Origin of the sequence: Stieleria sedimenti (genome assembly GCF_025060895.1) — a bacterium.
Lineage (GTDB): Bacteria > Planctomycetota > Planctomycetia > Pirellulales > Pirellulaceae > Stieleria > Stieleria sedimenti.
Genome location: NZ_JANZKV010000011.1, coordinates 67,379 through 90,322 on the forward strand (window position 1 = coordinate 67,379; position 22,944 = coordinate 90,322).

General features: G+C 59.6%; 15 protein-coding genes. 3 read left to right on the forward strand and 12 right to left on the reverse strand.

Features of this window, described 5'->3' with window-relative positions:
• Window positions 1-197 precede the first annotated feature (197 nt).
• Window positions 198-1,703, reverse strand: a complete 1,506-nt coding sequence (locus tag NZK35_RS01780; protein WP_259630883.1) for an arylsulfatase — start codon at window positions 1,701-1,703, stop codon at window positions 198-200.
• Window positions 1,704-2,004: 301 nt separating this feature from the next.
• Between NZK35_RS01780 and NZK35_RS01785 the strand changes: the two genes are divergently transcribed.
• The 3 genes from NZK35_RS01785 to ric all read left to right on the forward strand — a co-directional run bounded on the left by NZK35_RS01785 (window position 2,005) and on the right by ric (window position 5,735).
• Complete coding sequence (locus tag NZK35_RS01785; protein WP_259630884.1) at window positions 2,005-2,274, forward strand: DUF2024 family protein; 270 nt, start codon at window positions 2,005-2,007, stop codon at window positions 2,272-2,274.
• Window positions 2,275-2,538: 264 nt separating this feature from the next.
• Window positions 2,539-4,890, forward strand: coding sequence for a nitric-oxide reductase large subunit (locus NZK35_RS01790; protein ID WP_259630885.1), 2,352 nt, complete (start codon window positions 2,539-2,541; stop codon window positions 4,888-4,890).
• An 80-nt stretch (window positions 4,891-4,970) separates the two neighbouring features.
• The gene (ric, locus tag NZK35_RS01795) at window positions 4,971-5,735 is read left to right on the forward strand and encodes an iron-sulfur cluster repair di-iron protein (protein ID WP_259630886.1); all 765 of its coding nucleotides are present in this window, start codon (window positions 4,971-4,973) and stop codon (window positions 5,733-5,735) included.
• A 159-nt stretch (window positions 5,736-5,894) separates the two neighbouring features.
• Here ric and NZK35_RS01800 read toward each other — a convergent pair whose 3' ends face one another.
• The 11 genes from NZK35_RS01800 to NZK35_RS01850 form a co-directional block, all read right to left on the reverse strand.
• On the reverse strand, window positions 5,895-7,313 hold the full coding sequence (locus NZK35_RS01800; RefSeq protein WP_259630887.1) for a BNR repeat-containing protein: 1,419 nt from the start codon (window positions 7,311-7,313) through the stop codon (window positions 5,895-5,897).
• On the reverse strand, window positions 7,310-8,101 hold the full coding sequence (locus NZK35_RS01805) for a YwiC-like family protein (protein ID WP_259630888.1): 792 nt from the start codon (window positions 8,099-8,101) through the stop codon (window positions 7,310-7,312). Before NZK35_RS01805 ends, NZK35_RS01800 begins: the two co-directional genes overlap by 4 nt.
• Before the next feature lies 1 nt (window position 8,102).
• Complete coding sequence (gene hemG / locus NZK35_RS01810) at window positions 8,103-9,551, reverse strand: protoporphyrinogen oxidase (RefSeq protein ID WP_259630889.1); 1,449 nt, start codon at window positions 9,549-9,551, stop codon at window positions 8,103-8,105.
• Window positions 9,552-9,564: 13 nt separating this feature from the next.
• On the reverse strand, window positions 9,565-10,671 hold the full coding sequence (locus NZK35_RS01815) for a TIGR04053 family radical SAM/SPASM domain-containing protein (RefSeq protein WP_259630890.1): 1,107 nt from the start codon (window positions 10,669-10,671) through the stop codon (window positions 9,565-9,567).
• A 219-nt stretch (window positions 10,672-10,890) separates the two neighbouring features.
• Entirely contained in the window at window positions 10,891-13,233 is a 2,343-nt protein-coding gene (locus NZK35_RS01820) for a S9 family peptidase (protein ID WP_259630891.1), read from the reverse strand.
• 252 nt (window positions 13,234-13,485) lie between these two features.
• Window positions 13,486-14,202, reverse strand: a complete 717-nt coding sequence (locus NZK35_RS01825) for a hypothetical protein (RefSeq protein WP_259630892.1) — start codon at window positions 14,200-14,202, stop codon at window positions 13,486-13,488.
• Between the two features lie 91 nt (window positions 14,203-14,293).
• Entirely contained in the window at window positions 14,294-15,379 is a 1,086-nt protein-coding gene (locus NZK35_RS01830; protein ID WP_259630893.1) for a Gfo/Idh/MocA family protein, read from the reverse strand.
• On the reverse strand, window positions 15,379-16,689 hold the full coding sequence (locus NZK35_RS01835) for a Gfo/Idh/MocA family protein (protein WP_259630894.1): 1,311 nt from the start codon (window positions 16,687-16,689) through the stop codon (window positions 15,379-15,381). The genes NZK35_RS01830 and NZK35_RS01835 overlap by 1 nt, the downstream gene beginning before the upstream one ends.
• Before the next feature lie 40 nt (window positions 16,690-16,729).
• Window positions 16,730-18,166 (reverse strand): DUF1501 domain-containing protein, encoded by a 1,437-nt coding sequence (locus tag NZK35_RS01840; RefSeq protein ID WP_259630895.1) that lies wholly within the window; start codon window positions 18,164-18,166, stop codon window positions 16,730-16,732.
• Window positions 18,163-20,202 carry a PPC domain-containing protein gene (locus tag NZK35_RS01845; protein WP_259630896.1) on the reverse strand — a complete coding sequence of 680 codons (2,040 nt, stop codon included), beginning with the start codon at window positions 20,200-20,202 and terminating at the stop codon, window positions 18,163-18,165. The genes NZK35_RS01840 and NZK35_RS01845 overlap by 4 nt, the downstream gene beginning before the upstream one ends.
• Before the next feature lie 167 nt (window positions 20,203-20,369).
• Window positions 20,370-22,619, reverse strand: coding sequence for a DUF1549 domain-containing protein (locus tag NZK35_RS01850; RefSeq protein ID WP_259630897.1), 2,250 nt, complete (start codon window positions 22,617-22,619; stop codon window positions 20,370-20,372).
• Between the last annotated feature and the right edge of the window lie 325 nt (window positions 22,620-22,944).

Below are 22,944 nucleotides of genomic sequence, written 5' to 3' on the forward strand. Positions count from 1 at the left end.
CAATATCACCCTCCGCGACCTCCAAGGTGTGGAGTGAAAAGACCACGGATGGCAAAGCGTACCCACGGATCTTACCCACGATGACATCCGTGGGTACGCTCTGCCATCCGTGGGTTCAATCGATCGACAGCTTCACTCGGCAAACACCCCAGCGTTGGCATTTCCGCAAATCGCTTTTAGCGGCAGCGGTCAAAACTTTAACGCGGCTGCCAGTTCGGATGCGGCGTGTGGGCGTCGGCCATCATCGCTTCCATGCGTTTGACGACGTCGGGATGCCTGTCGGCCAGATTCTCGGTTTCGCCGATGTCTTGGCTGAGATCGTAAAGCTGTGTCTTTCCGGTTCGCATCGGGATTCGGATCGCTTTCCAATTGTCGGCCCGCACGGCTTGCTTGCCGCCGCGTTCGTAAAATTCCCAGTACAGGTAATCATGCTTGGCCTGCTCGGTGGCGTTGCCGGTGATCGTGGGGACGAAGCTGACCGAATCGGTATTCTCAGGGCACCGAACGCCGGCCAGCTCGGCGGCGCTGGCCATCAGGTCGCCGAAGTAGCCGATGTGGCTGGACGTCGTTCCGGCCGGCGTGGTGCCCGGCCAGCGGACGATGAACGGCACGCGAATGCCGCCTTCAAACAGATCCCGTTTCATGCCTTGTAGCGGTCCGGCGGGGTCGAAGCGTTCGGTGTTGTGGCCGCCCTCGTCGTGTGGGCCGTTGTCGCTGGAAAACATCACCACGGTGTCTTTGGAAATCTGCAATTCATCCAGCAGGTCCAACAGTCGGCCCACGTCAGCGTCCATCCGCGTGATCATCGCCGCCTGTCCCTTGTCCGGATTGCTCCAGTCCTTGTCCGCGTAAGGTCCATAGTCGGGGACCTCTTGACCGTCCCCGGTGCCACGTGTGCCTTCGTTGTTGGCATGCGGGATCGTCAACGACAGGTACAGGAAAAAAGGTTTGTCTTTGTTTTCCGCACTCGTCTTGATGAATCCCAAGGCTTCGTCGGCGATCAAATCGTGACTGTAGTCGACTTTCTTCGTGGCCCAACCGCCGGTGAATCCGCCGTACGATTTGTCGTTTCGCTGGACGACGTTGCGCAGCGGTGATTTCGTCTCGTTGCGCCACAGAAATTCGGGGTAATAGTTGTGGGCGTGAACCTGATTCAGATAGCCATAGAAGAAATCAAAACCCTGTCGTCGCGGCAACCCCTCGCGTCCACCGAGTGTGTCATCACCGAGCCCCCACTTTCCGCACAGTGCCGTCTGATAGCCCGCCTCTTTCAAGACTTCCGCCACCGTCACGTCTTCGCTGCGCAGCGACTGTTTGGACATGTCGGGGCCGCCGGCGTTTCCGCGGACGTGGGTGTGACCCATGTGTTGCCCGGTCATCAAGACGCTGCGCGAGGGGGCGCAGACCGTGTTGCCGGCGTAAAAATCCGTGAATCGCATCCCCTCGGCGGCCATCTGATCCAATCGCGGCGTCTGGATCAGTTTCTGGCCATAACACCCCAGGTCGCCATAGCCCAAGTCGTCGACCAGGATGAAGACGATGTTGGGGCGAGTGGTCGGCTCGGCCCTCAAGCTCGGAGTCACAATGGTTTGCCCGAGTAGCGTTGCAACCGCAGCAACGACGAGTGTCGCCATTTTGTGTGGTGAACGTCGTGGACGCGATCGGTGGCAACCTCGCCGCGTCGAAGCAAGCAATTGAATCATGTTGAATTCCAATGGATGACGGGATGGAACCGAATCCGGTTCCCCGCAACAGTCTCTTCGCTGACACCGCGCAAGTCAAATCCCGGCGTCCATCGAACAATCCGGCGACGTCGTGATGGAGATCGCCAGTCGCTTCGGTGCAATGCGAGCAATGTGAAGCGTTTCGAAAATTTCTACCAAATCAATCGACGTCTCGGCTTGGAAAACCGAAAAGATGTACGTGGGGCGCATGTTTCGGTTGCTTGACACGCCACCATCAAGTGTTTCGCAAGCACCACTGGAGACCGATGGAGGAATGCCGATGAAGTACGATTTCTTCGATACCTACGCGACCGATCCAGACGGAACGGTATTGCATTTTGATGCGATCGTTCCCGCAGGGACCAGCCAACGTGTTGTGCGGCGTCTGATTCACGGCTACGTCGGTGGCGACGATCCTGAAATTGAAATCCAACGGAACCGCTGGAAGTCGTCGGGGCATGGGCGGATTGACGTGGCCGCCCTCGCCGAGTTGCAGCAACATGGCTTCGCCGTCGTGCCACTGATGAATCGTCTTTCCTACGCCGGCTGAACCGGAAGCGTCCGAGAAAGTACGACGGCCTTTCCAGGCCGTTGAAACCAGCGACAGCTTGGAAAGGCTGCCGTCCATGAGCCTGCAAAACCCCTGATGACGTGCTTGGATCTGCGGTGTCCCTGCATAGCACCGTTCGCCAACCGCGGCCAGGGAAACTTCAAAGCTCCCTTGGGCACCTCTTGACGTGCCGGCCTAAATCTATACCTTTAGGTGCAGGAAAGGGCCGGCACCAAAATCCAACCACACGAGTAACCCACTCCCATGAAAAAACTTTGGCTCGCGTTTGCGGCAGTGATGGTCGTTTCCTTCCTGATCCTGGGGTGGATCGGCACACGTATCTTCCAGGAAATGCCACCGATTCCAGACCGGTTCGTCACGACCGACGGCGTCACGCTGGTCGACAGCGGGGAGATCGGCGAAGGCCAAAATGTCTGGCAATCGATGGGTGGCATGCAGGTCGGCAGCGTCTGGGGACACGGCAGCTATGTCGCGCCCGATTGGACGGCGGATTGGCTGCACCGCGAAGCCGTCTTCATGCTCGACAAATGGGGGACGGACGAATTTGGCAAGCCCTTTGCGGAACTGAACGCCGAACAACAGGGGCAACTCAGCGGTCGACTGGCCGAACAATTGCATGAGAACAATTACGACGCGTCCACGGGAATCGCGACCGTCTCCCCGATCCGCGCCGAGGCGTTCGCCAGCAACGTCGAACACTACAAATCCGTTTTCATCGACGGCAATGCGGACTACGCGATTCCCGCCGGTGCGATTTCCAGCGAGGAGCGATTGCGCAAGCTCTCGGCCTTCTATTTCTGGACGTCTTGGGCGGCGGTAACGACTCGTCCCGGTGACATCGCCAGTTACACCAACAATTGGCCGCACGAACCACTGGTGGGCAATCGACCCACGGGCGACAACATCGTTTGGACGGGCGTCAGCGTGATTGTGCTGTTGGCTGGGATTTCCGCGATGGCTTGGTGGTACGCTTCACGAAGAGAAGAAGAGGAAGAAGGTCAGACGCACACCTCCGATCCGCTCGCGCTATGGGAAGCGACTCCATCGCAGAAGGCAACGATCAAGTATTTCTGGGTCGTCGCTGCGTTGATCTTGGTGCAAATGACACTCGGCATCGTCGCGGCACACTACGGTGTGGAAGGGGACGGGTTCTATGGATTCCCGCTCGCGGAGTACCTGCCGTACACGGTGGCTCGAACGTGGCACGTGCAGATCGGCTTGTTCTGGATCGCCACCGCTTGGCTGGCCGCCGGGTTGTTTATCGGGCCGTTGGTCAGTCATCACGAACCCAAGTTTCAACGACTGGGCGTCAACGTGTTGTTCGCGGCACTGTTGTTGGTCGTGGTCGGATCGCTGGCCGGAGAGTGGTTGAGCGTGATGAACCGGATGACGGACGGGCAATCGTTTTACTTCGGACACCAAGGCTACGAATACGTTGAACTGGGACGCTTTTGGCAGATCCTGCTGATGGTCGGATTGTTGCTTTGGTTGGCACTGATGATTCGCGTTTTGCTTCCGGCGCTGCGGAAGAATGGGGTTGGGAATTTGCCCGTCGCGAATCCAGACGTCGCCACGACGGGGTCTGAATTCAGCACCAGCCATCCCCTGTCCGCTTTCCATGCCGACGGGGGCGACCGTCACGCGTTGGAAGCGAACAACCAGCGGCATCTGGTCATTCTCTTGGCGGTCGCGACCGCCGCGATCGCACTGTTTTATGGAGCCGGTCTGACGTGGGGTCAGCATTCGCACCTGACGATGGTCGAGTACTGGCGTTGGTGGGTGGTGCATCTGTGGGTCGAAGGTTTCTTTGAAGTTTTCGCGACCACGGTGATCGCGTTTGTGTTCATGCGATTGAATCTGGTCAAACCCGGAATCGCCGCGGCGGCGGCACTGTTAGCCGCCACGATCTTCCTGTCCGGTGGCATCATCGGCACGTTGCACCACCTGTACTTTTCCGGCACGCCCACGGTCGCGTTGGCATGGGGGTCGGTGTTCAGCGCCCTCGAAGTCGTCCCGCTGACCTTGATCGGATTTGACGCAATGGAAGACTTGCGACGCAGCAAGGCAACGCCGTGGGTGCAGCGATACAAGTGGCCGATCTATTTCTTTGTCGCCGTCGCGTTCTGGAACATGGTCGGCGCGGGATTGTTCGGGTTCATGATCAATCCGCCGATCGCGCTGTACTACATGCAGGGGCTGAACACGACGCCGCTGCACGGGCATGCGGCATTGTTCGGCGTCTATGGGATGCTCGGCATGGGATTGATGCTGATGTGCCTGCGGGTGCTGATCCCGGCGAGGCAGTGGAAGGACGGTTTGCTACGGATCGGTTTTTGGGGCATGAACATCGGCTTGTTCGCGATGTGCGTGTTGAGCTTGCTGCCGGTCGGATTGTTGCAAACCAAAGCGTCGGTGGAGACCGGATACTGGTACGCCCGCAGTAGCGAGTTCATGCAGACCGATCTGATGCAAACACTGCGTTGGATGCGAGTCCCCGGCGACACCATTTTCTTCTTCGGAGCATTGGCACTGGTCCTGTTTGTTGCAGGACTGAAAACCGGCCATTCGTTCAAGAAGACTGACGAAGCGATTTAGAAAGTCGCCGAGCCGCTTCGCCGGTTCGTCTTTTTAGAATGCCGGCCGGCGAAGCGGTCGGGGGACTATGGAGAAAACAGATGCAGACCATTGACATTCAATCCACCGTCGGTGAGCTTGTTCGCGAACTTCCCGATCGTGCCCGCGTGTTCGAATCGCTCAAGATCGACTATTGCTGTGGCGGCAAAATTTCGCTGGCGACCGCCTGTGCCAAGCGAAAGATCGATCCCGAGGACGTCGTCACGCGACTGGGGCAATGCGACTCGCAGCGAGCTTCTGCGACCGCCGTTGATGCCGACGCGATGACCTTGACGGAGTTGGCCGATCACATCGAATCGACGCATCACGCCTATCTGCGAGAAGAGTTGCCGCGACTGGACTTCATGACCGAAAAGGTGTCGCGAGTCCACGGTGACAAAGAGCCTCGGCTGGCAACGGTTCGCAAAGCCTTTGTCGCACTCAAGAACGAACTCGAACCCCACATGATGAAGGAAGAGAAAATCCTGTTCCCCATCATTCGGCAATTGGAAGCATCGGCGGACCGACCCGAGTTCCATTGTGGCAGTGTCGCTAACCCAATCCGCCAGATGGAACACGAGCACGACCAGGCCGGCGATGCCTTGGCGATGTTGCGCGAGGCGACCGACAACTTTGTTCCGCCCCAGTGGGCCTGCAACACCTACCGAGCGATGCTCGATTCGCTGGAAAAGTTGGAAGCCGACATGCACCAGCACATCCACAAGGAAAACAACGTCCTGTTTCCCAAGGCCATCGAACTGGAGCAAGCGAAACAATCATTCATCGGTGCGGCGGCGATGAGAGGACAAGGGGGAAAGGGGTTTTAGTAGGGATCGGCGATGTCCCGGTGAACCGACCAAGTCCGATGTGCACAAAGGGTGGGCGGTCGAAGACACCGTCGGCCACAAGCGTGTGTGTAACGGATTGCGATCGCGTATCGAAGTGGGGCACCCTTGCGAGGTGTCACGATGGATGTGGCGAATGTGTTAGCGTGGCACGGTGAGTGCGACGATGTCGAGGTGATAATCGGTATAGGATTTCAACGTCCCACGAGTCCACAAGATCACTCGGCTATCGGTGGCAGTCTTCGGAATGATCGGACGTAATTGGTCTTGTGTCGAATCCTTCGTGAGGGCGGTCCACTTCCAGGTCTCGCCCCCGTCGCTGGTTGTTCCCGCAAATAGCTCCCAATGTCGTTGCCCGTCGGTGCGACTCACCAGCGGCATTCCGGAAACCGGATCCGCGTTGGTGGAGATGACGACGTAGTCGGGGGCTTGGGGATCCAGCGCGACCAACCCGGTGTAGTCGTCTTCGCCGGAATACAATTTCGTTCCTGCATGAGCCATTTCGTGCACGCGCCACCGACTTCCATCCCAGCGACCATGGTAATAGCGGTGATCCAACCCGCCCGCTCCGCGGCGGTTACGCACCGCGGCGCCATCGACCTGGACGGAGAACGCGATGAACGGGTTGCCGAGCGCGTCGACTTCGATATCGCTGGCCCAGGCAACTCGATCCGCCGTCCCGGTGAACACTTCGGTGAAGTCACGCGGTTTCAGCGGTTGGCCGGCTGCGGTGGGTGTTGCCAAGATTGTGCCGTCGGACGCCAATAAGTTTCCGGCCTTGTAGTATCCATGATACAGGCTGTTGTCATACGCCCTCGGATGGTCGTCGGTCGCGATAAAGTGGATTTCGTCGCGACCATTACTGGCATAACAAACGTACGGTCGCCGGCCGTCCATGCCCGTGTATCTGGGGTCATCGCTCAGGTCAGCGGAGGTTCGCTGCATCAATCGCCAGCCGTACTTCCAGGTGGATCCGCCGTCATCAGAAAAGTTGCAGTTGGGATTGAAACCGCGTCCGCGATGGAAATTAAAAATGCGATCGTCTTCGCCGGGCAATCGGTAAACATTGGAGTACGTGTAGCCCGCGCCGGCATCAAACCGTTGTTCTTGGGTCCACTCGCTGAGATCGCCCGGACGCAGCGTGATCCGTGACCGCTGGAAATGATCGTTGCCATGTTTTCCATAAACGGCAAGCAATCGCCCATCAGCGAGCAGGCAGAGCCCCGCGACGGCATGGTCGTCACGTTGAAGCTTCGCGTGCAGACAGAAATGCGAAGTTTTACCGCTCGTCGGATCCAGTTTCGTCACGACCAGATCTCCGGCATTCCAGTCGCCATGGTCGTCGCCGGAAATGGACGTGAAAAAAACCTTGCCATCCAATCCGACCGCACGTTTCCCCTGGAACCAACACCATCCGCCGTTCTCTTTCACCACGATCGGCTCTGCTGCGTGCAGGCAGCCGACCGAAAGCAACGTGAAGAGGACGGACAAGAAACCGGGCGTTTTCAGACGCGAAGTCCATTGATTGCACATGAAATCATTCAAAGAGAGTTTCGTCACACAACAGCGATCATCCAGACGGCAGTGACCACGGTGCCGACAACCAGCGTCCATCCGACCCGTTTGAGGTGTTTGGCTGGCGGCGGCCAGATCATCAACAGCCCACTCATCGCCAACATCGGTAGAGTGACGATCACGAGTGAACTAGACCAAGTATAACGTCCAAGCACGAGCACACTCAGCGCAGAGATGGCCAACCCGTGAATGGTCCGCGGGTGCCGTTTCTGGGCCGCGATCACGCCGCGAACGGCCATCGTGGTGGCGGCGAACCCGATCAACCACGTCGTCCAGATTTCGATCGCCAGGTCGGTGGGGATCGCTCCGGCCAACAGAATCGGTACGCAGGGAACGGACAAGCCGACGATTCCCCACAACTGGTTGAGCAACGAACGGTGGTTGCCCGCGACGGCCAGTACAAAACTGGTCGATGCGAGTCCAAGGCATCCCAGGAGCGAGATTCGCACCGGGTTGGATCCCGCCAGCAATGCGACACATCCACAGAGGATCGTGAACCCGGTGAGAATCACCAAACGTCGTGTTGCCGCCGGCGTCGAACGCTGCGCACGCGCGCCCCGATGTCCCCAGGCGACCAGCAGCGGTTCATGGGCCAAGAAACCGGTCACGCTGGCGATCGCGACGCAAACGCCTGGTACGGAGATACCCGCGATCAACAGGGACGTTGCGATCGGAATTCCCAGGATCGCGTACGCGCCGTGCTCTTTCGGTTTCAGCTTCGCAGCAGGGGTGACCGCGTCTGCTTGAGTTTTCGGAAACGTTGTGGTAGCCATCCTAGTTCATCGCGGTCTTTGCTGTGGTGTTCGTTGAACCGGTGCGTAAGGCACTCGCGATCCTCTCGGCCGCTTTTTGTCCGCTTTCGATACAGCCCGGGACACCGACGCCGTTGAGCGAGTTGCCAGCCAAGGCGAGCGTCGGGAACCACTCAAGTCGCTGATTGATTTTGGCGATTCGCTTCTGATGGCCGACGTGATACTGTGGCATCGCATGCCGTTGTCGGGTGATGTGACGCATGAGTGGTTCGCCTTCAATGTCCAGCAACTTCGCAACCTCCCAGTGCGCCAATTCCAGCAGCTGCATGTTGGGTAAACGCAGTAAGCCGCTTTGGCAGGCACCGCCGATGAAGACGCGCATCAGCACCGTACCCTCAGGAGCGCGGCCATCGTATTTCACACTCGAAAAGCTGCATGACAAGATGAAGTGACCTTCGATTGCCGGCACGACGAATCCGAACGATTGTAAGTCGTGGCCGATTTGTTCGCGACGAAAGGCGAGCGACACGACCGCACAACTGGCAGATTGGATCCCGCCCAGTCGTTTCGATAATTCTCCGTCGACGGTCGAGAGCACGCGGGCCGCCGGGCTGGCCGGCGCGGCAAGGATCACGGCATCGGACTGTTCACGTTGCGGATCCTCCACTCCGGAACTGATCGACCATCGGGAGCCGCTGGGGACGATGAAATTGACAGGCGCATTGAGTCGGATGGCATCTTCCGGCAGGCTTTTTTCCAGCGCCTCGATCAATTGAGACATCCCGCCGCGCAGCGTCATGAATTGGCTGTATCGCGCCCCACCACCCTTCTCGCTCGGTTGTTCTCTCGAGCGACGTTGGTTCAGCATGCCACGAATCAGACTCCCGTATTTTTGTTCCATGTCCAAGAAACGTGGCATCGTGGCCGCAACGCTCAGCCGGTTCGGGTCGGCCGTGTAGATGCCTCCGACCAACGGTTGCACCAAGCGTTCAAACATCTCCGTTCCGAATCGCCGGCACACGAACGACTTCAGTGATTCGTCCTCCTGTCCTCGCTTTCGCGGCACAAAGACTTCACAGCCTGATCGCAACTTGCCCTTCGGGCTCAGGATCTTTGTCGTCAGCAACGGCCACAGACGCGAGGGCGCCATCACCGCAAAGCCCTCGGGGATCTTTTCCAGTTTCCCCCGGCTGAGCACCATCGCACCTCGCTCCCGGGGATTGGTGCCGATCAGATCCTGACCGAGTCCGACGTCCTCGCAAAGTTGAATCGCACCCGGCGACGTCGTGATGAAATTGTCGGCCGCTCCTTCGATCAAGAATCCGTCCTTGTGCGTCGTTTGGATCACGCCGCCGAGTCGCGGTCCGGCTTCCAACAATCGCACGTCGATTTCGGGCGCGATCCGGTGCAGATGGTTTGCCGCGGCGAGGCCGGAAATGCCGCCGCCGATGACGGTCACGCGACGATACATGGTGGGTTCCCTTTTACGGAGTGGCCATTGCGTCAGGAATGTAATTGCAATCGGGTTCTTCGGCGAACAGGTTGCCCGTCACACCGTAGGCCCGGGCGCGGCTTCCGCCACAAACGTTACGGAACTCGCACTTTCCACACTTGCCTTCCAACCGTTCGGAATCGCGCAGTGCGCGAAAAATCGGTGATTTTTGATACACGTCGACGACATGTTGTGATGGAAACATGCCACAGGTGATCGGCAGAAATCCGCTCGGATGAATCACCCCGGCGTGGCTGACAAACATCACCCCTTTGCCGTCGTTGACGCCCGCGGGGATAAATCCTGGACGCACCGCTTGTTTGCCATCGGTCATCCGTTTCCGCCGCTGGATCGCATAGCGACGATAGTGCGGTGCCTCGGTCGTCTTGAGCAGGTAAGGTTGACGTTGCGATTGCAACCAGAGTCGCTCGAACGCCTGCTCACACTGATCCGCATTCAAACGAGGCATCTCGTTCGCCCGGCCGACGGGGATCAAGAAAAACACCGACCACAGGGCGATCTCGAACTCGGCGAAACGATCCGCCATCGTTTCGACCTGGTCGACGTTCGATGGAGTCAGGACCGTGTTGATTTGTGTTTCCACACCAAGTGCTTGTGCGTCACGCAAAATGCACAGACTGCGGTCAAAGCTGCCACGCACGCCGCGGGTGGCGTCGTGTGTCTCCGCATCCGCACCGTCGATACTGATCGCCAACCGAGAGATTCCGGCGTCCCGAAGACGGGTGATGGCGTCCCGCGTGACCAACGGCGTCGCGCTGGGAGTGATCGAGACTTTCAGTCCACGGCCCACCGCATCACGGACCAGTTCGTAGATGTCGCTGCGTTTCAGCGGGTCGCCACCGGTCAAAACCAACATCGGCGGTTCCGGGAACTCGGTGAGCTGGCCGATCAGCCGCCGTGAATCCGCAGGCGACAACTCCGCAGGATCGCTGCGGGCCTGGGCACAGGCCCGGCAATGCTGGCAGACCAGATCGCAGGCCTGAGTCAGCTCGTAAAACACCAGCATCGGGCTGTGATCAAACGACTTGCGAGACCGCAGATGAGACGGTCGAGTCGCGAATGTCTGGGAAGCAATCATGGTCGTAAAACCTGTGCGCGGTCGGTCGGGGACGCTGCGATGAATCAGAGTTTAGCATATTGTGCACCTAGGTGTATAGAATTAAAGCGGCTGAAAACGCGACGTATTGTCGCTGAACGCCACCGCCTTTGATTCAAGACGCCCATCGCATCGCGACGAACAATTCGGTTGCAGCGCCGATCGGTTGCAGCGGAAGGCTCGATCCTGGTGGCGGTCGTGCTACTTCAGCCAGTGATCGAAGAATGCGTAGATCATTTGATTGGAATCGGTGTTGGGGGAATGATCGGGACGATTGGTCATCATCACACGATCGCTGTGGCCGAGGATCCGGTTGACCGCCACGGAGTGATTCAGGGCTCGCCAGCGGCTGATCGGATCTTCCGATCCGCCGGAGACCAGGAATGGCCGGGGAGCCATCAGTGCGTGCAGTTCGTGCAGGTCGTGTCCCTCGGCGACGAGTCGCGGGTAGAGGCCGCGCGCCGGGTTGTCGTCGGAGAGGATGCCCCGCTTTCTCCAAGGCTTGGGGTGATACCCCAAATACCACGGCTCCCAGTAATTCACACTCGGCCGTGATTCATCGAAGATGATTCCCGGGTCGGACCATGCGGCACAAGCGAACTTGTCGAACAAGCACGAAGCAAACATCGCCCATTTGCCGCCGAACGAATGGCCGACGATGCCGATCCGTTTGGAATCCACCTCCGGACGATCGGCCAGCACATGCCAGGCGTTGGCCGCCGCGTAGCCGAGCATCGAGAGCGGTTGGACCTCAGCATCGTCGATCGATGGATGGTAGAGCGAATACGTATTGGCCGCGGTGGCATCACTGGTCCCGATCGAGAGCGTGACAAAGCCGCGACGCGCGAGTTGTAACGCAAAGTCACGATACGGATTGCCTTCACCGATCGCGGTTTCCGGTTCGTAGTACACCGTGACCGCTGCCGGGAACGGTCCCTTGCCGTCGGGCACCAGCAGATAGCCCGTCGTCTTTTCATTCGGCGTCCACTGAAAACGCACTTGATGCTGGGTGAAGGTCTCACGCGGCCGAGAGTCCAAGATTTCCAGTTCGGGTTCCGTGATCAGCGGCGGCCACTTGCCGAGCAGGTCTTGCCAGCTCGACAGGATCTCTGCCCGACGGCGCTGCCAGTCTTCGGCGGTCTGGGCCTTGGAACCATCGGCAAACGTCAGCGGCGATCGCAAGTCACCGAAATCGTCTTGATAGGCTTTCGGAGGATCGGTGTAGGGAAGCAACTGGTCGCTGGGCCGGCGATGTTCGGATGAGACAACCTCGCGACGATTGGGCCGATTCCAGTTCAGCTTGGCAATGAAGATGCTGTTGTCGCTGCCGTGCTTTTCGACGCCCAACGGCTGCATCCATTCGGTCACCGTCACCCAGGTTTCGTCGGGAGAAACTTCGACGACGCCGAAATTGCCCAGCCGCGCGCCACGCTCGGGCACCAAGACCTGTTCACTGTCACGGACGATGCGCAGCGTTTCCGGGTCGACACGGGCGATGAACAACGGCGCGCGATGACGAAACACGTGGTCGTTGTCCGCGCCGCGTCGCGTGTAGACCAAAAACAATCCGTCGCTGTGCGTCACCCAGTGTTGCTGGGTGTTGTAGTTGCCCAGGTCGCTGCCGTCGTCAAAGGTCCAAGCACGCGGCGGCCCGAAATTTAATCCGTCATCGCTGACGCTGACGTAGCCCCGATCGTCGTTCCGCAGGGTCAAATAGAAACGCCCGGCGAATCGTGTCAGCGAGGGTTCGTAGAGTCCCCGCTTGATCGGAACGGTCAACGCGTTGCCGACTTCGATGAAGTGCAGTGTCTGGCCGTCGAACCGGCAGCGGCAAACCGCAGCGGAGTATTGCTTGGTGCTCGGTTCTTTGAAGTAGAACGGTACCAGCACATCGCCGCCGGGCAGGTCGACGCGCTGGACGCTGCCCGACCCGGCATCTTGAAACCGGGGTTCACGGGGCAGGTCGACGGTCTTCCATTTCGACCATTGTTTCGCCGACGGATTGTAGACGGCGTAGGCGATGCCTCGCGGGCGGACATGCATCACACGGTTGTTGCGATACCACACCGATTGGCCGATGCCGAGCAAGCGTTGACTGGCCGCGTGCCACTGCGGTTGGAAGTCACAAACGGTGGTTTCATCGCCCGGCTGAAGCAGTTGTGGTGCGATCGATGCGCCCGTCGGCAGAGTGTCTGACTCTTCGCCGACCCGCTCGCGGGCGAACGCGTCGATTGGTGCTAGATCCGTCCACGTCGCGGCCAGATCATTCGAAGTGGTTTGATGCAGTCGGTAAAAAACATCCGAGCCGGTCAGCAGCAACTTCTGAGTCGTCATCACGACCAACGGCTGATCCGAATCGTTCCCTTTCACGCCAGCGGGAATCGCCCCGGCGCGGGCATGGACCCAGCACGTCTGCCCGTCAAACCCACGCTGGGCCGTCGATCGCTCGATCGTGAAGGAGAGATCGTTCGCACTGGCAAGGGTGATCAGCAGCAGACTGGAGAGGGCGATCGATAGCGAGGATTGTGCGAGGCGGGTGAGCATGGAGTGGCAAGACGATGGGGGCAAGACGATGGGGGCAAGACGATGGGGGCAAGACGATGGGGGCAAGACGATGGGCAACGCTGTGAAGCATTTTTTAGCGGAAGGGCGCGAGCCCTCCGGTATTTGTTCATGATGCGGAACCGGAGGGCTTGCGCCCCGCCGCTAAGGCCTCCTGAAGCATAGGGAATAAATGCTTCACAGCGTTGAAAGATGGGATGGCAGCAAGTGGGATGGCAGAATGGTGATGCGCACTCAGTGCCTGGGTCGCCGACGTCGGATCCAACACACACCCAGGGCCAGTGCGCAGAACGCGCTACTGCTCGGTTCGGGGATGGCGGTAACGGTGACCGTATTGAAGACCGCCTCGATCGATCGCGTCATTCCGGTGTGACTGCCCAGCGGCGTCGTGACGCGATTGCCGCCGGTAAAACCTGTGTCCTGCATTTGCCAGTTGAGCGTCGAAAAGTCGGATGCGGCAAAAGGGTCTGTCGGCGGAAGCGTTCCGTCCCAAAGCGAGGTGTTCCCATTGACCAAGGTGATGGTGTTCAGGCCGGAATAACCTCCGCCCAATCCGGTGATGCTCCATCCAGGAGCATTGTAAAGTTGCAAACCGCGAGCCCGGATCTCATCACGTGTTCCAAAGTCAATCAACGAGAGTGATCCGTACGAATCGAAGGTCGTCGATCCGACCGAGACTGACATGGTGAGTCCATCGTAGGAACCGTATTGCGGTCGGGAATCGCGATCGTCTTGGTTGTTCGAGTCGTAGCTGAAGGTTGCCGTAACGGGAGCTCCAACGTTGTACGGCAGGATGCTCAGGAAACTCGCAGTGTCATCGTTGCCCGCGAGATCCGTCGCTGTGATGTTGGTCACCGATCCGGTGAGCGTATAGGTCACCGTGGCGCCAGACGCGTCGCCGCTGAGAGGAATCAACAGGCAAGAAAATAGAAGCAAACTGAAACGTCTCATGATGTTCTAACTCTCCGGTTGGCGATGAAATTGAATCTCCAACCCCGCAATGGGGCGTTTGGCGAGCAACGGGCAACTACCGTGCGATCGTTCAGAGTTGTCCGGCCAACAGTTCGTCGGCTGCCTGTTCGGCGGCTTCCATCACTTCGGCGATCGTCACGGATTTGCCATCGCGTTTTCTGCTTTCGGCGGCGGCTTCCATGAACGCGTACAACTCGATCGTTTCCTGCGGATCGATCGGCAACTCACGCGTGCGGAAGAACTTGGCGATCTGGACCACCAACGGTCGATAGCCGCCGTAGTCTCCGATCGGTGCGATGCCTTTCTCGCCGAACGCCGTCCCGCCGTAGCCCGTCTTGCCCTCACGCAGGCCATGGTAGGTTCCGAGGCGTCCGCCCGACCAGACGCCGACGACGACTTCGCGGCCATCGGTCGCGGTCCGGCTGACCGACTGGCAACCCGTTCCCATGCACGTGTACAACGATTCGACGCCGTGGATGCCGTACCAGAACAGATCGGTGTGGGAGGGTTCGGTCGACGCCGGGCTGTAGGCGTTGCAGCCCAACACGGCACCGAGCTTGCCGTTGCGGATCGCTTGCGCACCTTCGCTATAACGGAGTGATGAACTGGAAAACATCGGGACGCCATAGTGTGCCGCCGCCCGATAGATCGCAACGACTTCGGCCAAATTGGATGCCACCGGCTTGTCGATGAACACGGGCTTGCCGGCTTTGAAGACCTGTAGCGCCTGTTCCAGGTGCGGCTTTCCGTCGTTCGTTTCCAGCAGCACGCAGTCGACTCGGTCGAGAAGCTGGTCGATCGAATCGACGATCTCGATGCCCATCGAACGCATCTGCTCGGTGTACGTTGGAATCCGGCTGTAGCTGGATTCGATCATGCGGCTGCCGTACGGATAGGCCGCGACGACCCGGCAGTTTTGCATTTCGGGATTCGCCGGTTCCGCGTTGAAGGACTTGGTGAATGCCGGGACGTGCGAGGTGTCCAGCCCGATCACGCCGATGCGGAGTGTCGTTTGGGCAGACGAACTGTCGTCGACGGCGTCCTGGCCGGTGGCGGCGGACACGACGGCCAGGGAGATGAAGCACAGAGCGATCACGCGCAGGGCGACCACGCTCTGACGAATGTAACAACGAATGGATGTGTGTTTGGTATTCATTAGACGGTCGGCTCCCAGCCCTTGGCGTACTCTCGTGACCACAGTTGATTTGCGGCGTCGTTGTTTTGTGGACGGCCGTCGGACGGGTCGGTGTGCAACACGCTGCCGGTCCGGTAGGCGATGTTGCCCAGGTGGCAGAGCAGGGTACTGCGATGCGCTTTTTCGATGTCCGCGTTGGTGCGGTGTCCGTCGCGAACGGCGCTGATGAAATCGTCGAAGTGATCTTTATCGCCGCCGGCACCGGTGCCGCTGGCGACTTCCTTGTTTCGTATGTCGTACTGGGTGTATCCCGAACCGCGGATCACGATCGATCCCTCGGTGCCGTGGAAACTGACACCGAACCCTGAATCGTGTGGTCCCAGCGGCGACCAGCTGAGGCCTTCCCAGGTGATGGTTTTGCCGTCGGCAAAGTCATAGGTGACCATCATCGTGTCGGGGGTCTCCTGGTCGTCTTCGTGGCGATACTTTCCACCGCCGGCGGTGACACGATTGGGGAAGTCGACTTGCATGCCCCAGCGGGCGACGTCCAGACCGTGGACGCCGTTGTTGCCCAGTTCGCCGTTGCCCCAGTGCCAATGCCAGTGCCAGTTGTAGTGGACGAGGTTGTCTTTGAAGGGGCGATCCGGCGCCGGGCCTTGCCACAATCGCCAGTCTAACCACGAAGGGATCTCCGCCGGTTTTCCGAAGCCGATCGGACCCCGCCGGTTGTTGTACCAGGTTCGGCTGTACAGCGTCTTTCCGATCGCCCCGCCGTGAATCTTTTCGACCGCTTCGACGATCCCGGGCCAGCTGCGACGCTGGGTGCCCATTTGCACGACGCGATCGTTTTTGCGCGCCGCCGCGACCGCCATCTCGCCTTCGGCCGGCGTGTAGCTGCAAGGTTTTTCGACGTACACGTGTTTGCCGGCGCCGCAGGCCATGATGGTCGCCGGGGCGTGCCAATGGTTCGGTGCGGCGCAGATCAGGGCGTCGACCGATTTGTCGTCCAGGATTCGGCGAAAGTCTTTGACAGATTGAGTCTTCGTCGACTGTTTCTCGTTGACAATTTTGGTCACCCGCTCGGCCGCCCGCTCATCGACGTCACAGATGTACGCGATGTCGACTTGTCCGCTGGCCATCATCCCTTTGACGATCGCGCCGCCGCGGCCATTGACGCCCATCACGCCGATGGAGAGTTTCTCCGACGGCGCCGCCGCGGCGGGCGTCTCTTGGGCACGTAGGGTATTGGTCAGGCCGAGGGCGGTCATCGAGGCGACGCCGGTTTTTAAAAACAGCCGACGGTCTCGATCCAGGGTCTCAATGTCATTCATTCAAATTGGTCCGGTGGGAGGGGAAGCGTGGTGTGTGATTCTAGGCGATCAACTCGGGGATGGGTTTGCCGTGGTCGACGATCGGTGTCGGGCGTCCGTTGAAATCTTTGATCATGACTTTGGAGGCGTCGATTCCGAGGTGGTGGTAGATCGTGGACAAGAAATCTCCCGGTCCACAGCGTCGATCGATGGCGTCTTCGCCCCGCTTGTCGGTCGCGCCGATGAAGCGACCGGTCTCGATCCCGCCGCCGGCCCAAAGGTTGGAAAAGGCTCGCGGCCAGTGGTCGCGCCCGGGCTGCTTGGTACCCGAGGGGGCACTCGCATTTCCGGCGCCGGTGCTGGGTTGGTAGTTGATCTTGGGCGTGCGGCCGAACTCTCCGGTCACCACGACCAGGACGCGTTTGTCCAATCCGCGCTCGTGGATGTCTTCGATCAACGCGGAAACCGCCTGGTCGTAGGCTTGGGCACGAAAACGCAGTGCGTCGAAGACGTGATGGTTGACCGCGTGGTCGTCCCAGTTGTTGACGCGTCCGCACAACGGGCCACGCAAGCTGGTTGTCAACACATCGACGCCGGCTTCGACCAAGCGACGGGCGAGCAGCAATTGTTGCCCCCACGTGTTTCTGCCGTACCGGTCTCGCGTCTTGTCGTCTTCACGCGTCAGATCGAACGCTTCTTTCGTTTTCGGGTTGGTCAACAACGTCAGTGCTTGGGCTTCGAATTGATCGAGTGCCCCGAGTTCACCGTAGGTGTCGAAGGCTCGGTGCAGCGTGTCGAGATTCTGCCGCAGCGTCGTGCGGCGTTTCAAACGTTCGACTTCGCTTTTGTCGCTCATGCCGATGTTGGGGACGACAAAGTTCGGCGCGTTTGGATCGCCGGTCACCGAGAACGGCGAGTAAGCGTCGCCCAGATAAGCCGGACCGTTGTAGGTCGTCGGCGGGTTGATGCCGACGTAGGCCGGCAACGGGTTCGTCCGCGGGCCTTCCAACGACCGGAGGTAGTTGGCGACCGACATCCAATCGGGCAGCCGTGGTTTGGGTTTGTCCCGGGTGTCGCTGTCACCGGAGAGCAACTGCATCGATCCGGCCGGGTGTCCGCCGGCGCCTTGGTACATGCTTCGCAGGACCGTGAACTTGTCGGCGATCGCCGCTTGCCGCGGCAGCAGTTCGGTGAACTGCATGCCGGGGACTTTGGTGGGGATCGTTCCGAACGGTCCGCGATATTCGCTGGTCGCTAGCGGTTTCGGATCGTAGGTGTCGATGTGGGAACAGCCGCCGGGCTTCCACACCATGATCACGGCGGATCGCTGTTTCGGATCCTGGTCGACCGAATCGTCCGCGCTGGCGGCCCGCAGTCGCAGGATGCCGGGAAGACTGACGCTGGCCATTCCGGCCAGCCCCAGTCGCATGAAGCTACGGCGGCCTTGCGGCAAGCCGAACGCTTGGGATCCGCAATCGTCACAGTCGTGATGGATCATTTTGTCGCCTCGGCGGGGACCACGTGAATCGAGATCGGTTTGGAAACGTAAATGTCAACAATGTCTTTGGGTTTGGCGTCGCCGTAAGCGTATTTGGCGACGGCACCGCCATAGAACGCGATCGTGTATTCGCCCGGCGCGGGCTTTAAACGCGTCAAATCGAGAACCGCTTCGGATTGATCGTCGGTCAGCGACAACTCCAGCGCCGCGTTGCGGTCGAATCCGGCGCCGAAGGTTTGCAGTGACATGGTTTTTCCCGAGAACTCTCCACGGCGAATCAATCGCAAGGGAATCGTCAGTTTTTCGCCGGCCGTGACCTGCCAGACCTTGTCTTCGGCCGGTTCGATCGACAGTCCGGCCTGTTCAATTCCGCCGACTGAAACGGGAATCTGGTTGACCAATCTCGGGTCGGGGATTTCGCTTTTCGCGTTCGTCACGGGCCATTTCATCGATGCCCACTTACAGTGCCGGACGACGTCTTGTCCGTCGACGCTGGCCCGACCGAACAGACTGGCCATTTGCAATCCGCGCGGTGCGTTGTCGGCAGCGGAGACCAACATGATGCCACGCGTTGCTCCGGCGGCGATCTTCAGTCCCGTCGCGGTGACGCCTTCGGGAAGGTTCTCCATGAACAGCTCGATCTCGCCGTCAAACCCGTCGCGTCGGACGACGACGATTTCGAGCGGCATGACGGCACCGCCACGCAGGGCGATCGGTTTGCTCAGCGCGTTGCGGTCGCCGTTGCGGAGCCCCATGTGCAGGGCCCAACCGACCAGGGCAAAATCCGGCGCCGCCTTGCGGACGATCATCCGATAGCGATTGGACGGATCGTTGCGCGTGCCCCCGAACAGATCGGTCACGCGAATTCGGTAGGTGCCGTCCTGCGGGACTTCGAATTTCCCCATCGCATCGGAGGAACCGGCGTTGTAGGGCGGTCCGTCATAGGAGTAGCCGTTGGAGGACCGTTTGACCGGGCTCGGCACGTCGGCCAGTTCCACGACATCAACGACATCGCCCCCCTCGACCACACGTTGCACGACGACCGACGGATCGGTCGGATGACCGAGACGTTCCGACGCGATTTCGACCCACCACGTTTCGCCTTTCCTGGCAGCGAACTGATAGGTGTCCACGTCCGCGGCGGGATAGAAACTGCCACTGATATCACAGGGCAGCGAAATCCCAATCGCGTCGTCGTCATTGGCAGTCAGTTGTGATTCTTCCGCGGCGGGAACCTGATCCAGACCGGGCGGTGGCCACGAGAAAGACGTGACGCTTCGGGTGGCAGGCAAACGTGATGCGATGACGTCCTTGGGGACTTCGGTCAACGCCAGGCGAAAGAAATAGTACGGTCCACCCTTGAACGTCAGATCGTGGACCTTGATCACATAACGGCCCTCGGCCGGCGCAGTGAAGTCGATGATGCCGCCGCGCCGCTCGACGATCAAATCACTGCCCGAGGCATCGGCGACGACCAGCACCGGATTCATTTTCGAATCGATGCCCTTAGCGACGCAATCGACAATGATCCGCTGGTCCTGTTTGGCATCGAAGGCATAGAAGTTCACCGAGCGGTCCACCAACGTGGCGTTGACGATCGAGCCGACCGCGATCTCGAGCGCCGTGTCGAGCGACGTGCTGGGTTTGGTTTGGGTGACTTCGGGGACGTTGCTGACCGAAAACGCGCGTGCCGAGGAGATGCCCAGCCCCGCCATGATCCGCGCGTCATAAACGCCCGGTGCGCAGTCTGGGGCGATGCGAACGAGAAACTGATTGGCCTCGACCGTGCCGTCGTCTTTCAACTTGGGCGTCGCGCTGATCGAAGGGTTCGAAAAGATCAACTGTTCGGTGCCTTCGAGCGATTGCCCGCTGATAGTGACCTCCAGTTCCGTTCCCGCTTGGCCTCCCATCGGCATCGTCGTCAGCAGTCTCGGAGCCGGCAGACAGACCGATTGGGCGTGCAGGAAGGCAGGCAGCGCCGTCGATGCGAGCAAGCACAAGCACGGGACCAGCCGGAAGGGCAGGGGAGGGGTCATGTGAAAATTCCAATCGGTGGTCGGGGGATTCAGCAACCGTTGGTGTCTAGCCTTTAGGCGATTCCGTGTCGCTGTACGCAGCGACAGAGGACGGCTAAAGCCTGCACACCAACACTCTTGCCCGTGCCATTCGGGTCACGCGCCCTAAGTTTAAAAGTTGTCGTTCCCTAGTGGTTAAACAAAAATTCTTTGGTGTTCAGCAGCGCCCAGGTCAGGTCCTGCAGGTTTTCGCGTTCGGCTGTTGTCGCATCGAGCGGTTTGCCGTTCGCGTCGGTTCGCGGTTCATTGAGGTACTGAAGTGCGGTCGCTAATTCGGCATCGCTTGGGGAGCGTGAAAAGGCGGCGAAATACAATTCGGTCACTTTTTCATCGGCGGACGTTTTCTCGCCCACCAGTCGGTTGATGCGTCCACCGCCGGCGGCAAGTTTTGATTTGATGTCGCCGGCGTTCATCAGGTGCAGGCTTTGGGCAAGGCTGCCCGATTGCACCCGTTCGCACTCGCACACGCTGGTCGCCTCGGGACGGCCAAACACACGCAGGAACGGCGACGCTTTGTTGTAGCTGTTGTCCGGCAGCGCCACCGCGCGGGTGCCGATCGGAAGATTGGCGAACGAGGTTTGGGTGCCGGCGACTTGATCGATCGCATCGAGCATGACTTCGGCTTGCAATCGCTTGGGATAGTAACGTGAGTAGTTCTGCGAATCGACGAGGTTGTGGTCGTTGGGAATCGCACTCAACTGGTACGCTTTGGACGTCGTGATCACGCGAATCAGCGACCGCAGGTCGAAGCCGCTTTCGACGAAGTGTTGTTCCAACGCGGCGAGTAACTCGGGATTGGTCGGCGGGTTGGTGTCGCGGATGTCGTCTTCTGGTTCGATCAAGCCTCGACGAAAGAAGTGTTTCCAGTAGCGATTGACCAGTGACTTGGCAAAGAACGGATTGCCGGGACTGGCCATCCAGTCGGCCAGACGCAACCGCGGGTCTTCGTCCGCCGGGATTGCACCGACCGAATCACCGAGCGCCGCCGGAGGCACATTTTCGCCGGTCTTCATGTTCACCGCTTGCGCCGTGCCGCGTTGGTGAAAGATCAGGTCTTCGCCTGCGGTATCGGTCGGCTTTCGGCCGATGCGACTGAAGAACGCGGCCAGCGAATAATAATCCGTTTGGCTCCAACGTTCGAAGGGATGATGGTGGCACTGGGCACACTGCAGACGGACGCCGAGGAACAATTGCGCGACGTCTTCGATCTGTTGTTTCGGTTCCTTGACACGCTTGTACCAGGCAACCGGAGGGTTGGCGATCACGGTACCGGTGGCGGCCAGTAATTCGCGGACCAATTGATCGTACGGTGTTCCGGCCAGCAGGTTGTCGCGGACCCAGGCGTGGAACGCAAAGTTGGAAGTGATGTCACTGGCGTCGTCACGACGGTTCTTCAACAGCGCCGTCCACTTGTTGGCAAAGTAATCGGCGTAGTCGGGGCTTCGTAGCAAGCGATCGACCACCTTGGCACGCTTGTCGGGCGAATCGTCCGCCGCGAACGCTCGTGCTTCACGTTCGGTCGGCACGCGTCCGCCGATGTCCAACGAGACCCGGCGCAGGAAGGTGGCGTCGTCGCACAGATCCGATGGCGGGATCCCGAGCTGTTCCAAATTGGCAAAGACGAGTTCGTCGACGAAGTTGTTCGGTGACGGTGGAGCGTCGACCGGTTGGCCCAGTGGAATCGACGCGTTGTAGACCGCGACACGATCTTGGTGACGCACCATCACGGAGACTTTTCCCGGCAAATCCATTGCGGTCACATGACCCGATTCGTTGACCGTCGCCATGGCCGAATCGTTGGATTCAAACAGCGATGTCGCCGTGACGTCGCGGGTCGAACCGTCGGAAAACGTGGCGATCGATCGCAGCGTCAGACTTTCACCCGGCTGAAGCGTTCCGGCCGGCGGCTCGACGCGAATCGAAACCAATTCGGGATCGTTGTCCGATCGATAGGGCGATCCGGCTTGGATCCAACGGAGCAACGTGTTGTAGTTCGGCGAACCTTTTTCGATTCGAACACCGCCGCCGTGTGGCACTTCGCCCGCCGCTTTGGCAAGCAACAGGCTGCGCGCCGGATCGAGCGGAAACAAACGTCGGCCGCGACCTTCGTGGACTAAGTGCTGGTAGTCCTCCAAGGGCTCGAAGCCGAGTAGTGACAATTGAAATCCGTTCTGTCCGCCGCCGGCTTTCGCATGGCAGACGCCGGCATTGCAGCCAGCCTTGGTCAGCACGGGCACCACATCATTGACAAAGCTGATGTCTTTGCGTGGCGTATCCGCGTCACAGGGCGTGGCGGGATGGATGACGCACAAGCCGAGCATCAAGAAAGACGGCAGCAGCCATCGGTGGATTCGTTCGTGAGCGGACACGTTTGTCATGGGCCGAGCAGCGGCAGGGTGGGACAACGGCGCGTTGTCGAAGTAGGAGGGGACGTCAGTTTACCGTATCGGGATCGCCACGTCCAATTCTGATCCTCAACGGGCAACGCTGTGAAGCATTTTTTAGCGGCAGGGCGCGAGCCCTCCGGTGTTTTGACAGAGATGAAGAACCGGAGGGCTCGCGCCCTGCCGCTAAAACCTCAAGCAATCGAGTTCGGGATTCCGGTGGTGCGCCAAGGCGACCACCGGCTACTTGCTGCAACCCCTCTCGGGGTCAAACCTGCTCCGCAAGCGGATTGAGTCCGCGAGATCCAGAGACCTACCT